The 12326-nt window shown below is 64.6% G+C and carries 12 protein-coding genes; 2 read left to right on the top strand and 10 right to left on the bottom strand.

All coding sequences use genetic code 11. The annotated features are described in order from the left end of the window. Positions 1–64: 64 nt before the first annotated feature. The 9 genes from AB6804_RS25475 to AB6804_RS25435 all read right to left on the bottom strand — a co-directional run bounded on the left by AB6804_RS25475 (position 65) and on the right by AB6804_RS25435 (position 7853). Positions 65–733: a GNAT family N-acetyltransferase gene (locus tag AB6804_RS25475; RefSeq protein ID WP_370888791.1), complete on the bottom strand. Its 669-nt coding sequence runs from the start codon at positions 731–733 to the stop codon at positions 65–67. A gap of 201 nt (positions 734–934) precedes the next feature. Further along, complete coding sequence (locus tag AB6804_RS25470; RefSeq protein WP_035962375.1) at positions 935–1543, bottom strand: TetR/AcrR family transcriptional regulator; 609 nt, start codon at positions 1541–1543, stop codon at positions 935–937. Between the two features lie 37 nt (positions 1544–1580). Beyond that, positions 1581–2357, bottom strand: a complete 777-nt coding sequence (locus AB6804_RS25465; RefSeq protein ID WP_370888790.1) for a DUF1835 domain-containing protein — start codon at positions 2355–2357, stop codon at positions 1581–1583. 96 nt (positions 2358–2453) lie between these two features. Continuing rightward, positions 2454–3542: a 1,2-phenylacetyl-CoA epoxidase subunit PaaE gene (gene paaE / locus AB6804_RS25460; RefSeq protein ID WP_370888789.1), complete on the bottom strand. Its 1089-nt coding sequence runs from the start codon at positions 3540–3542 to the stop codon at positions 2454–2456. Between the two features lie 21 nt (positions 3543–3563). Further along, positions 3564–4088: a 1,2-phenylacetyl-CoA epoxidase subunit PaaD gene (gene paaD / locus AB6804_RS25455; protein WP_370888788.1), complete on the bottom strand. Its 525-nt coding sequence runs from the start codon at positions 4086–4088 to the stop codon at positions 3564–3566. Further along, positions 4088–4885 carry a 1,2-phenylacetyl-CoA epoxidase subunit PaaC gene (gene paaC / locus AB6804_RS25450; protein ID WP_370888787.1) on the bottom strand — a complete coding sequence of 266 codons (798 nt, stop codon included), beginning with the start codon at positions 4883–4885 and terminating at the stop codon, positions 4088–4090. Before paaC ends, paaD begins: the two co-directional genes overlap by 1 nt. Before the next feature lie 9 nt (positions 4886–4894). Next, positions 4895–5179, bottom strand: coding sequence for a 1,2-phenylacetyl-CoA epoxidase subunit PaaB (paaB, locus tag AB6804_RS25445; RefSeq protein WP_035962383.1), 285 nt, complete (start codon positions 5177–5179; stop codon positions 4895–4897). Positions 5180–5203: 24 nt separating this feature from the next. Further along, on the bottom strand, positions 5204–6205 hold the full coding sequence (gene paaA, locus AB6804_RS25440; protein WP_035962384.1) for a 1,2-phenylacetyl-CoA epoxidase subunit PaaA: 1002 nt from the start codon (positions 6203–6205) through the stop codon (positions 5204–5206). Between the two features lie 169 nt (positions 6206–6374). Continuing rightward, complete coding sequence (locus tag AB6804_RS25435; RefSeq protein ID WP_370888786.1) at positions 6375–7853, bottom strand: MFS transporter; 1479 nt, start codon at positions 7851–7853, stop codon at positions 6375–6377. A 181-nt stretch (positions 7854–8034) separates the two neighbouring features. Between AB6804_RS25435 and AB6804_RS25430 the strand changes: the two genes are divergently transcribed. Beyond that, positions 8035–9327 (top strand): TIGR03862 family flavoprotein, encoded by a 1293-nt coding sequence (locus tag AB6804_RS25430; protein ID WP_370888785.1) that lies wholly within the window; start codon positions 8035–8037, stop codon positions 9325–9327. 163 nt (positions 9328–9490) lie between these two features. Here the strand turns inward: AB6804_RS25430 and AB6804_RS25425 are convergent, their stop codons facing one another. Beyond that, positions 9491–10654 (bottom strand): methyltransferase, encoded by a 1164-nt coding sequence (locus tag AB6804_RS25425; protein WP_370888784.1) that lies wholly within the window; start codon positions 10652–10654, stop codon positions 9491–9493. A gap of 131 nt (positions 10655–10785) precedes the next feature. Between AB6804_RS25425 and AB6804_RS25420 the strand changes: the two genes are divergently transcribed. Further along, complete coding sequence (locus tag AB6804_RS25420) at positions 10786–12096, top strand: SGNH/GDSL hydrolase family protein (protein ID WP_370888783.1); 1311 nt, start codon at positions 10786–10788, stop codon at positions 12094–12096. The last annotated feature ends 230 nt before the right edge of the window (positions 12097–12326 follow it).

The following is a 12326-nucleotide window of genomic DNA, read 5'->3' as shown; positions in this document are numbered from 1 at the left end:
AGGGCGGTCTCGGCCGCCCTGTCGTGGTCCCGCTCGCAGCGCGAACCCCGCGCTGTTCGAAGCGTCAGGCCGCGTCGGCCGTCGGCATGAATGCCTTGAACATTTGCGATGCGCGATGCGCCTGGCGCTTGATCGCGTAATCGAACACGGCGGCTTGCTCCTGGAGCATTTCGGCCACGATGCTCGTCTGGTCAGCCGGCTGGAGCGACAGATACGCGTCTGCTTCGCCGTAGGCGTACTCGATCTTCATGCCGGACTTGCGCGCGATGTGCATCATCGTCTTGTTGCGGGACAGACAGTGCACGTACAGCTCGGAAACGTGAGTGTTGCGGCTGCGCATGGCGGCGCGCTCGAAGAGCTTGGTGCCAATGCCGCGTCCGCGCGCACTTTCCAGCACGGACACGCCAAACTCGGCGGTGCGCTTGTCGCCTTGTGCGGGCAGATAGGCCAGATGGCCGACGCCGACCAGTTCCAGCGACGCGCTGAACACGCCGAAGACCGTGTCGTTCGTGAAGTTCAGGTTGCGGACATAGTTCTCGATGACGTGATCCGGCACGATTTGCCCAAAGCGCAGCAAACGGTCGTCTTCGTCGAGCGAGAGGAAGTGGGCGAGCAGGCGCTCGCGATCAGCAGAAGACAGTTCGCGGACGAGAACTGGCTTACGCGCGGCGTCCGACAGCGGACGGTCGCTCGCGACGATCTGCTCGGCGGTGCGGTTGAAGGTCAGTTCCACGGTGTTCTCCTGTCGTGATGCGAATGCTGCAAAGCAAAACGCATTTTAGCCGGTTCGAGAGAATCGGATACGGGAAAACCCTTAAAAACCGTGGAGGGGCTGTTCTAAACGTTTGCTAAGTTGCAATAAAACTTAGCGAAAACAAAGAGTTAGAAAATATGGCGCGGAACAACACGTCATTCTGTCGCATCGCAACAAAAATCAGGCATTCGCGTCAGCCAGGCCGTGCTCGATCATCCCGACGACCTGCTCCGCAAATTCGCCGTAGCCCAGCTTGCCGCCCGGTTTGAGCCAGGTGAACGTCCAGTTGATCATGCCGAAGACCATCATCGTGAGGGCGGTCTGATTGTCCTTCGACACGCGCTGCGGATAGGCGCGGGCGAGTTGACGGGCGAACGCCGCGACGATGTCCCGCTGACGCCCGAGGACGATCTCGCGCTGCACCTCTTCGAGATATTTCACGTCGTTCAGCAGCGCAACGTGCCGGCTATGCGATGTCTCGTACTCCGCGAGAAACGCGCGCACCAGTTCCGCGAACGCCTCCCGTTCGTCGAGGCCGCGCCGTTCGCTCGCGGCTTCCACCTCGGCGATGATCAGCATCAGCCGCTTCGTGTAGCGGTCGAGCAAATCGAAGAGAATCGCTTCCTTGCTCGCGTAATAGTGATAAAGCCGAGCTTTCGACGTCCCGCTTGCTGCGGCGAGGTCCGCCATCGACGTGCTGGGGTAGCTCGTCTGCGCGAATTTGGCGGCGGCCAGTTCAAGAATCTGTTCGCGTTGTGTTTCGTGGTCAGGCGCTTTCGTACGGGCCATTGATGGACGTTCTTTTCGGCTTAGTGGCTGGTCGAGACTACCGGCGCAGTTCGGCGTCGGCGATCTCCGACGGCGTGCCGCGTATTTTAAGCCGCCCTGCCGCGACGAGTTCGCGGCATCGCCAGAAGGCGACCGAGTCGCTCAGCAGGAAGTCGAAGCGCTGCGCCATCGCCTCGCCGCAGATGCGCCTTGCCGGACGCCATTCGGAAGTCGCAATGTCGAGCATTGCTTCATCGACATCGGTCCACGTGCCGGAGACGAGCATGTTGTCGCGCAGGCGGCGGTTTTCGGCGTTGGAGTGCTTTGCTTCCTGCCATTCGAGCGCGAGCCGGCTGATGCGCAGCACCGAAATAGGCGCGGCGCTCGGCAGTTTCGCAAGTAATTGCTGCGGCGAGAACATGCCGACGGCGTTCGCCTGATGCACGTCGCCGGCGGCGTCGCCCAGATCGGCGAGGTTCAGCTTCGCTTCGTTCAGACGCTGCGGCACATTGCGCAGGTGATAAGCGACGCGGCGCAGCGTGAGTTGGTCAGCCGCGCTCTGGCCGTGCCACACGACGACCTGCGCGTCGCCGCGTGCGAGACGGCCGAACAGTGTCTGTTGCGTTTTGAGCTCGGCTTCGAAATCGACCGCACTGTTCCACACCTGACGCCAGAACGTCGCACGCGCGTCCGGCGATTCATCGACATCGCGGATGGGACCGACGGCGAGATCGTCGCGCAGGGCGATCACCTGATCGTTGCGCCCGGCGAGCCGAAGCGCTTCGGTCAGCGACTGGGCGGCGTTGTCGCCATTCGTGACGTGAATCATGTTCATGGTGTCGGCATGCCGGAAGACGATGGGACCGCTCGAAGTGCGATCCCCAGTTTAAGCCAATCGTCGCGCGTGCCGGTGTGGGCTTTCGCGCTCAGATCAACGCTCGTCGAAGCTCACGACGACGCGCTCGCTCACCGGATGACACTGGCAAGTCAGCACGAATCCGTCGTCGATTTCGTGTTGCTCCAGCGTGTAATTCTTGTCCATCTTCACCGTTCCCTCGACGACCTTCGCGCGACACGTGCAGCAAACGCCGCCCTTGCACGCATACGGCAGCGCGAGTCCCGCCTTGAGGCCGACATCCAGCACGCTCACGCCTTCGTACGGCAGGCGCAGCTTGCGCTTTTTCCCGTCGATGATCAGTTCCAGATCCGCCGCCGGCGTGCTTTCCGTAATTTCGATCTGCGGTACGCCCGCTTGCGGCAGCGGCGAGCCGAATCGCTCGACGTGGATGCGCTCCGGCGCCACGCCCGACTCCTTCAGCGCCGCCTCGGCGGCGTCCATCATCGGCGCGGGACCGCAGATGAACGCTTCGTCGATTTCATCCGGCGGCAGCAGCGTTTCGAGGAACGCCTTGCACTTCGCTTGGTCGAGCACGCCGTTGAACAGTTCGACGTCCTGCAGGTCGTCCGAGAGCACGTGGTACAGCGCGAGCCGGCTCATGTAGCGGTTCTTCAGGTCTTCCAGTTCTTCCGCGAACATGATCGCGTCGACGCTGCGGTTGCCGTACACGAGCGTAAAGCGGCTGGTCGGCTCCATATCCAGCGTCGTCTTGATGATCGCGAGCACCGGCGTGATGCCCGAGCCGCCCGAGAACGCGACGTAATGCTTCGCGTGATCGGCGTTCAGGTGCGTGAAGAAGCGCCCGTCGGGCGTCATGACCTCGATCTCATGGCCGGGCTTCAGTGTGTCGAACGCGAAGTTGGAGAAACGCCCTCCGCGCACGCGCTTTATGCCGATGCGCAATTCGCCGTCGCGATCGTAATCGGTCACGCCGACGCAGATCGAGTACGAACGCCGCGTCTCTTCGCCGTCGATATGCGTCTTCAGCGTCACGAACTGGCCTTGCGTGAAGCGAAAGGCGTCGCGCAGTTCGGGCGGCACGTCGAACGAAACGGTGACGGCATCGGTGGTTTCGGGACGCACGTCGCGGATGCGCAGCGGATGGAATTGCGGAGTCGCCATGATGATCGTGTCTCGGAGCAGTCAATACGGCTTGAAGTAATCGAACGGCTCGCGGCAGTCCAGGCAGCGATACAGCGCCTTGCACGCCGTCGAGCCGAATTGCGCAAGCCTTTCCGTGTGCGCGGAGCCGCAGCGCGGACAGGCGATGACTTCCTTCTTGTACGGCACGAAGCGCAGCGGTTGCTCGGTGCTGCTGCAAGCGCCCGTCGGCGGCGCGATGCCGTAGCGGCGCAGCTTTTCGCGAGCGTCGTCGGTGATCCAGTCGGTCGTCCAGGCTGGCGCGAGCACCGTCTTCACGCGATGCGCGCCGAGTGCCGCGTTGTCGATCGCGTGCGCGATGTCTTCCGCAATCTGCGACATCGCGGGGCATCCCGAGTACGTCGGCGTGATGACGACTTCGAGCACGCCGTCGTCGCCGTGGCGGACGTCGCGCAAAATGCCGAGTTCGCGGATCGACACGACCGGGATTTCCGGATCGGGCACCGATTCGAGGACGGACCACGCGCGTTGCAGCGTGGCGTCGGTGTGGGCGTCGGCGGTCGTCATCACCAGGTCGCGCCCGGATGTTGCCGCGCGATGCTCTGCATTTCGGCGAGCAGATAGCCCATGTGCTCGGAGTGTTCGCCGAGCTTGCCCGTGCTGACGTGCTTCGCTTCGGCGGGCGCGCGCAGCGTGGCTTCGTCGATCGCCGATGAAACCGCTTCGCGCCACGCAGCCTCGAAATCGCTCGCGAGCGGCGCGATGCCCGCTTCGGCCACCGCGCGTTCGATGGCGTCGGGATGGAAGAACTCGCGCGTGTACGGCATCAGATAATCGAGCGCCGCCTGCGCCCGCCGATGCGATTCGTCCGTGCCATCGCCCAGGCGCACGAACCAGTCGCGTGCGTGGTGCAGGTGGTATCGCGTTTCCTTGATCGACTTCGCCGCGATCGCCGCAAGCTGCGTGTCCGACGATGCCTGCAACGCCGTCCACAACTCGGCCATCAGCGACGAATACAGGAAGTTGCGCACGATGGTGACCGCATAGTCGCGTTCGGTGCGCGCCGTCCCCGCGAGCGGGCCGAAGTGCGGCAACTCGACGAGCGTGTAATTCGCGAATTCGCGCTCGGCGCGGAAATACGCGTAATCGTCTTCGGTCTTCTTCTGACCGGTGAGGTCGGCTTCGAGCGTTGCCGCATGCGAGTACAGCAGCCGCGCCTGGCCGATCAGATCGAGACTCATGTTCGCCAGCGCGATGTCCTCTTCCAGCGCCGGGCCGTGGCTGCACCATTCCGCGTTGCGCTGACCGAGGATCAGCGCGTTATCGGCGAGACGCAGCACATAGGCGAGATGTTCGGTGCTCATGTCGCGCCCTTACATGTGGTTGATTTCGTCGGGCAGCACGAAGAACGTCGGATGCCGATAGATCTTGTCGCCGGCGGGCTCGAACAGCTCGCCCTTGTCGGCCGGATCGGACGCCGTGATCGCCGCGGACGGCACCACCCAGATGCTCACGCCTTCCTGGCGCCGCGTGTAGACGTCGCGCGCCATGCGCAGCGCGGCGCTTGCGTCGGCAGCGTGGAGGCTGCCGCAGTGTTTGTGATCGAGTCCCTGCTTGCTGCGCACAAAGACTTCCCAGATCGGCCATTCCTTGCTCATGTCGATATCTCCTCGATGCTCGCTTCAGGCCGCAAGCTTCTGCGCGCGCGCCTTCTGTTTCTCCGCGTAGGCGATCGCGGCCTCGCGCACCCATGCGCCGTCGTCGTGCGCCTTGACGCGGGTGGCGAGGCGCTCCTTGTTGCAGGGGCCGTCGCCGTTGACGACGCGCCAGAATTCCTCCCAGTCGATCTCGCCGTAATCGTGCGCGCCGCGCACCGCGTTCCACTTCAAGTCCGGATCGGGGAGCGTCACGCCGAGAATCTTTGCCTGCTCGACGGTCGCGTCGACGAACTTCTGGCGCAGGTCATCGTTCGAAATGCGCTTGATGCCCCACGCGAAAGACTGGCCGCTGTGGATCGAATCCTTGTCGCTCGGGCCGAACATCATCAGCACCGGCCACCACCAGCGGTTCACGGCCTGCTGCACGAGATCCTTTTGCGCCTGCGTGCCTTTCATCATCGCGAGGAGGGCGTCGAAACCCTGCCGCTGATGGAACGACTCTTCCTTGCAGATACGGATCATCGCGCGCGCATACGGACCGTAGGTGCAGCGGCACAGCGGAATCTGGTTCATGATGGCCGCGCCATCGACGAGCCAGCCGATCACGCCGACGTCGGCCCACGTGGGCGTCGGATAATTGAAGATGCTCGAATATTTCGCCTTGCCGGCGTGGAGCGCATCGACCAGTTGATCGCGCGAGACGCCGAGCGTTTCCGCCGCGCTATATAAATAGAGGCCGTGGCCGCCTTCGTCCTGGACCTTGGCGAGCAGGATCGCCTTGCGCTTGAGGCTCGGCGCGCGGCTGATCCAGTTGCCCTCCGGCTGCATGCCGATGATTTCCGAATGCGCGTGCTGCGAAATCTGCCGAACCAGCGTCTTGCGATACGCCTCCGGCATCCAGTCTTGCGGCTCAATTTTGCCGTCGGCCTGCATCACGGCGTCGAAGCGTTGCTGCTCCGAAGAGGCGTCGGCGGGGGCGTCTGATGCGGGTTGCTGACCGGGAAGGTCGAGAGATTGGGTGTACATGGCGGACTCTCGCTCATAGGAAGTCGCTGTCGGCCGATTATAAACCGACCGGACGGTCGGGTAATCGGTTTTTTCGAGATGACCGGGAATTCCCCTAGGCGATCCGGCAATGAAAAAACGGCGCCGCTCCTTACGGAGGCGGCGCCGCTTCTCGATGTAAGCGTGCGGATTAGCGCGCGGTCTGTTCGGCGAAGTCCTCTGCGTCGACGTCATAGCCCGACGGCTCCCAGCGCACCGCGAACAGCGCGACGAGCCCGGCGAGCGGCGCCACCGCGATGATCCAGAAGACCTTCGTCCCGAGCGCCGCCGCCAACACCGGGAACAGGAACAGCGAAACGGTGGAACTGGCGCGCATCAGCGTCTGATTGAAGCCGACGCCCACGCCGCGCAGCGATGTCGGATAGCTCAGCGACGCGAACGTCATGCTATGCGAGCCCGGCCCGATGCCTTGCCCCAGCAGGAACGCGGCAAGCAGCGCAATCGCGATGACGACCTGCGCGCCCGTCGCTGGCTTGCCGACCAGCGCGAGGCCGACGAGCGCGACCAGCTGAAACGCGTAACCGACGACCGTCAGGTTCCACGCGCCGAACTTCGGCACGGTCCGCACGGCGAACAGCCCGCCTGCGAACGCGAAGCACAGGTTCAGCGCGAGCGACGCGAGAATCGTGGTGAGCATCGACTGCGCGAGAAAGCTGGAGATGATGACCGGCAGCCCGAACGCGACGGCGTTATACGCAAAGGACGACGCAATCGCGATGACGGTCGCCAGCACCGTCCGGCGCAGGTACACGCCGCGCAACAGCGCGCCATAGTTGGCGAACGACGCGCGGCGCGCTTTCGGCGCTTTCGACGCGGCGGGCGCGCTGTCATCGACGCGCGCGTCGATGCCGTAGGAACGCTTGAGGATCGCGGCGGCGCCGGCCAGATCGCCCTGATTGGCTGCCCACACGGGCGATTCGCTCATGTAGCGGCTGCGGATCGCGATGATCGCAATCGCGGGCACCGCGCCGAAGCCGAGAATCAGCCGCCACAGCCAGCCCGCGTTGTGCTCGGGCAGCACGGCATACAGGCCGAGCACGAGCAGATAGGAAACGCTGATCGCGGCGTACCACGTCGGGCACCACATCGCGACGCGGGCGGCCTTGTTGCCACGGCCTTGCAGCCGCGAGAATTCCGCGAGAAACGCCATCGCCACCGGCAAGTCGATACCGACGCCCAGTCCCATCACGAAGCGCGCTCCGCCGAGCACCCACGCGTTCGGTGCGAGCGCGCAGGCAATCGCCGCGACGACGAAGAAGAACATGTCGGCCATGAACACGCGATAGCGGCCGATCTTGTCGGTCAGATAGCCGCCGAGAAATGCGCCGATGATCGCGCCGAACGTGATTGCGGACGCGACAAAACCGGTTCCGGTCGGCGTCAGCGAAAACTCGCGTGCGATGTCCTTCACGCCGAACGCGAGCGCGCCGAGGTCATAGGCATCCAGAAAGATCCCGCCGAGCGCGATCGCGACGACGATGCGCGCGTCGCTGCCGACCGCCGCGCCACGATTGACGAGGTTGGACACATCCGCGGCGCTGCGGATGACGGGGCGCGCATCGGCGGCGGCCCGGGTGGAAGCGCGATCGGGCGCGGTGGAAACTGACATGAACTGAACCGGAAAAGTGAAAAGTTGTCGATGCAACGAATTGCGCGATCGTACTGGCCCGACTCCGCGCAACCAAATTCTTTTTCGTTATTTGATGACTTACGACGACCGGCGGCCTGCGCCGCGTCGCGCCGACCGTGCGATGCGACAATGACGCTCTCGATTTTTAGCGGCTCTCAGCATGGCGTCTGTCAACAACAAGGAATCGGCCGATGAGGTGGTCGAGGTCGAGGTCGCGATCGTCGGCGGCGGACCGGCGGGCCTGATGGCCGCGGAAGCGCTTGCGGCAGGCGGCGCGCGTGTCGACGTGTTCGACGCGATGCCGTCCGTCGGTCGGAAGTTTTTGATGGCGGGCAAGGGCGGCATGAATCTCACCCACTCCGAACCGTCCGATGCGTTTCTCGCCCGCTACGGCACGCGTCGCGCGAACATCGCGCCGCTGCTCGCGCGTTTCGATGCCGCCGCGTTGCGCGAGTGGGTCCACGGCCTGGGCGTAGAGACGTTCGTCGGCAGTTCGGGGCGCGTCTTTCCGAGCGACATGAAGGCCGCGCCGATGTTGCGCGCGTGGCTGCATCGGCTGCGCGCGTCGGGGGTGACGCTGCACATGCGGCATCGATGGCTCGGCTGGGCCGGCGATGGCGTCTCGGTCTCGCGTTTCGCCACGCCGGAGGGCGAAAAACGCGTCCGTCACGATGCGCTCGTGCTTGCGCTGGGCGGGGCGAGCTGGCCGCAACTGGGCTCGGACGGCAGCGCGGTGGCGCATCTGGCGGCGCGCGGCGTGGATGTGCGGCCGTTTCTGCCGTCGAACTGCGGCTTCGATGTGGGATGGACGCCGCACTTCAGCAGCCGCTTCGCGGGCGAGCCGCTCAAGTCGGTCGCGATCGGCGTGCCGCGTGCGGATGGCGCGGTGGACTGGCGCATCGGCGAGTGCCTGATTACGGAGCAGGGCATCGAAGGAAGCCTGATTTACGCGCTTTCCGCACCGATTCGCGATCGTTTGATGGCAAGCGGCGATGCCGGGACGACGCTTCTGCTCGATCTGACGCCGCAGCTTTCCGCCGAGCGTGTGCGGGATGAGGTGCTGCATCCACGCGGGGCACGTTCGCTGTCGAGTCATCTCCAGAGCCGGCTGCATCTGGCGGGCGTCAAGGCGGGACTGCTGCGCGAATGCCTCAGCAAGGATGAATACGCCGACCCGGAGACGCTCGCTGCGCGCATCAAGGCGCTGCCGCTGCGCGTGCTGCGTCCCCGGCCGATCGCGGAAGTGATCAGTAGCGCGGGCGGCGTCGCGTTCGAATCGCTCGATCAGCGTTCGATGCTCACCGCGCTGCCCGGCGTGTTCTGCGCGGGCGAGATGCTCGACTGGGAAGCGCCGACTGGCGGTTATTTGCTGACGGCGTGTTTTGCGAGTGGACTTGTCGCGGGGGAAGGGGCGCTTGCCTGGCTCAGGGAGCGGGCTCGCGAGCTGGATTGAAGGCGATCGGGTGCGTGAGGAGGTACCGCTGAGCGAGCGGACGGAGCAGGAAGTGCCGCGAGAGCACTAGCGCACGGACGGTTCGACAGCCGGACCAGGCGCGCAGCGCGGAACTTCGACTTCCGACGACCGCGCTTGCGATCGCCGGACATCGCGCTCCGAGTTACCGTGCAACCAGCCGCCAAAGCGACGTCACTTCCGCCGATCGCGCCGCGTAGAGCGGATCAGCCTTATCGGCTGCGCGCGGATGATGCGGCTTGACGTCGATGCGGCCGTCGACCTTGAGACCCGCCGCGTCGATCCATTCCTGCAACTGCGCACGCGTCCGCAGCCCGAGATGCTCGGCAAAGTCGGACAGAATGAGCCAGCCTTCGCCGCCGGGCGTCAGATGCGCGGCGAGGCCGTCGAGGAAACCGCGCAGCATGCGGCTGTCGGGATCGTAGATCGCGTGCTCGATCGCCGCGCTCGGCCGCGCCGGCAGCCACGGCGGATTGCACACGATCAGCGGAGCGCGTCCTTCGGGGAAAAGATTCGCCTCGACGATTTCGACCTGCTTGCCGAGGCCCAACTGCCCGATGTTCTCGCGCGCACACGCAAGCGCGCGGGGATCGAGGTCGGTGGCAACGATCCGCTCGACGCCACGCCGCGCGAGCACCGCCGCAAGCACGCCGGTGCCGGTGCCAACGTCGAAAGCAAGCGAACGGGACGGCAGCGGCTGATTCGCGACGAGTTCGACATACTCGCCGCGCACAGGCGAGAACACACCGTAATAGGGATGAATCCGGCCGCCCGTCGCCTTGATCTCGACGCCTTTCTTGCGCCACTCATGTGCGCCGACCAGACCGAGCACCTCGCGCAACGACACCACCGAGGCTTCGTCGGCCGGTCCGTACGCCTCTTCGCAAGCCTGACGGACGTCCGGCGCGCGGCGCAGCGGAATCGCGTATTGGTCGTCGAGGGGAAGGACCAGCATCGCCAGCGTCCGCGCCCGTTGCGATTGCGCGAGACGGTGCAGATTGAAGGCGTCGACGGGCGAGGCGGGCTTATCGGCCGGCGCCTTTTTCGATTTGCGCGGCTTGTTGTCGATACGGCGGGCCATCGCCTGCAACAACTGGCGCGCGTTCTGAAAGTCGCCGCGCCAGAGAATCGCGGTGCCTTCGCAGGCAAGGCGATACGCGTGATCGGCGGTCATTTGATCGTGACCGATCACGACACGCTTCGGCGGCTGGTTGCCGCTTTCCGAGCGCCAGCGGGCGGAGCGGGCTTCGCCATCCTCTTCCCAGTGAAGTTGCGGCGGAACGTCTGATGTGGTGCTTTTCAATTGCATGGCGTGATCGCGAGAAAGGATTTGGCTGCATTGTGAGGCCATTTGGCGCGCGCGGGCCGACGGACCGTTGAATCGATGCCATACGTGTGACGATCAGGCACAATTCTGCCTTTCTCCGAACGCACCGCCGAATGAAACTCCGAGTTCTCGCCGCGACTTGCGCGGCCGCGCTTGTGCTCCCGTTCGCTTGCGCATCGACCGCGATCGCCGCCGATCCGCCCGAGGCGCCCGTCAACGACCATTGGGTGAGCGCGTGGGCGACGGCCCTGCAGGCAATTCCGCAACTGGCAAAGACGCCGCCGCTTTATCGCGCCCCGGAAGTCGGCGGGCGGACCGTGCGTCAGGTGATTTATCCGCAGCTTGCCGGCAAGGAAATGCGGCTGCGAATCAGCAATGTGTATGGGACGGAGCCGCTCGTCGTCGAATCGATGAGCGCGGCGCGCGCCGTCAGCGGCAACGGCGCGGCGGTGCAGGCAGGAAGCGGCCGGCCCGTGCTTTTCGCCGGCCGCAAGAGCGTGACCGTTCCGCCGGGCGGGCAGATCACGAGCGATCCCGTGGCGTTCGATGTCGTCGCGAATCAGCCGCTCGCGATCAGCATGTTCATGGGCAAGGATCAAAAACTCGTGGCGTGGCACCGGATCGCCAGTCAGGTCAATTATGTGTCGACGCCGGGCGACCGGACGGAGGACGCCTCCGCTACTTCGTTCCGCACGCGATTCACTCAATATGCGTGGCTGACGAACGTGTCGGTGCAGGATCCGTCGGCGCGTGCAGTGGTGGCGATCGGCGATTCGATCACCGACGGCATGCGCTCGACGCTCAACGCGAATCGCCGTTGGCCCGACGCGCTCACGCGGCAGATAGCGCAGAAGGGAAACGGGCAAGTGGCGGTCGTCAACGCGGGAATCAGCGGCAACCGGCTGCTGAGCAATTCACCGTGCTACGGCGAGGCGGTGGTCAGCCGCTTCGATCGCGACGCGCTGCGCCAGCCGGGTACGCGGGCGATCATCGTGCTCATCGGCATCAACGACATCAATTTCGCCGCGATGCCGGCGCGCGACGGCCTCGACTGCGACGCCCCTCACACCCAGGTGAACGCGGACGCGCTTTTGCGCGGGTACCAACGGTTGATCGCGCAGGCGCATCAGCGCGGCATCAAGATATATGGCGCGACGCTGACGCCGGCTTCGCTGCCGCCCGAGCGCGAAGCGATTCGCACGGCGGTGAACGCGTCGCTTCGCTCGAGCCGGGCGTTCGAGGGCGTCATCGATTTCGACGAGGCGTTGCGCGACCCCTTGCGCCCGAGCGTGCTCCAGCGTCAATACGATAGCGGCGATCACATCCATCCGAGCGACGCGGGGTATGCGGCGATGGCGGCTGCGGTGCCCGTCGAACTAGTCGCGGGCGCGGGTAAGGCGGTGTCGGCGGGCGTCGGAAAATAAATCTGCGTCATCCCCTTGTAATCGACGTCTGCTTGACCTAATATTCCGCTCCTCGTCGCAAGACGGGGAGACGCCAAAGAAACAGGCGTCCTCGAAGTCGGCAGATTTTGGAAGCGAAAGCGAAAAAAGCTGTTGACAAGGAGAAAAAGATTCTTCATAATCTCGTTTCTCTGCTGCTGATGCAGCGACGCAAGACGAAGCAAGACGGTCTTAGCGGAAATGTTCTTTAA

Origin of the sequence: Caballeronia sp. RCC_10 (genome assembly GCF_041360715.1) — a bacterium.
Classification (GTDB): domain Bacteria; phylum Pseudomonadota; class Gammaproteobacteria; order Burkholderiales; family Burkholderiaceae; genus Caballeronia; species Caballeronia grimmiae.
This window is presented reverse-complemented; position numbering and strand designations above follow the sequence as displayed.

Excerpts from the sequence above, each read along its gene's own strand:
- AB6804_RS25425 (WP_370888784.1), bottom strand. The coding sequence starts at position 10,654 with ATGCAATTGAAAAGCACCACATCAGACGTTCCGCCGCAACTTCACTGG.
- AB6804_RS25435 (WP_370888786.1), bottom strand. The coding sequence starts at position 7,853 with ATGTCAGTTTCCACCGCGCCCGATCGCGCTTCCACCCGGGCCGCCGCC.
- paaD (WP_370888788.1), bottom strand. The coding sequence starts at position 4,088 with ATGACGACCGCCGACGCCCACACCGACGCCACGCTGCAACGCGCGTGG.
- paaB (WP_035962383.1), bottom strand. The coding sequence starts at position 5,179 with ATGAGCAAGGAATGGCCGATCTGGGAAGTCTTTGTGCGCAGCAAGCAG.
- AB6804_RS25470 (WP_035962375.1), bottom strand. The coding sequence starts at position 1,543 with ATGGCCCGTACGAAAGCGCCTGACCACGAAACACAACGCGAACAGATT.
- AB6804_RS25465 (WP_370888790.1), bottom strand. The coding sequence starts at position 2,357 with ATGAACATGATTCACGTCACGAATGGCGACAACGCCGCCCAGTCGCTG.
- paaC (WP_370888787.1), bottom strand. The coding sequence starts at position 4,885 with ATGAGCACCGAACATCTCGCCTATGTGCTGCGTCTCGCCGATAACGCG.
- paaE (WP_370888789.1), bottom strand. The coding sequence starts at position 3,542 with ATGGCGACTCCGCAATTCCATCCGCTGCGCATCCGCGACGTGCGTCCC.
- AB6804_RS25420 (WP_370888783.1), top strand. The coding sequence starts at position 10,786 with ATGAAACTCCGAGTTCTCGCCGCGACTTGCGCGGCCGCGCTTGTGCTC.
- AB6804_RS25430 (WP_370888785.1), top strand. The coding sequence starts at position 8,035 with ATGGCGTCTGTCAACAACAAGGAATCGGCCGATGAGGTGGTCGAGGTC.
- paaA (WP_035962384.1), bottom strand. The coding sequence starts at position 6,205 with ATGTACACCCAATCTCTCGACCTTCCCGGTCAGCAACCCGCATCAGAC.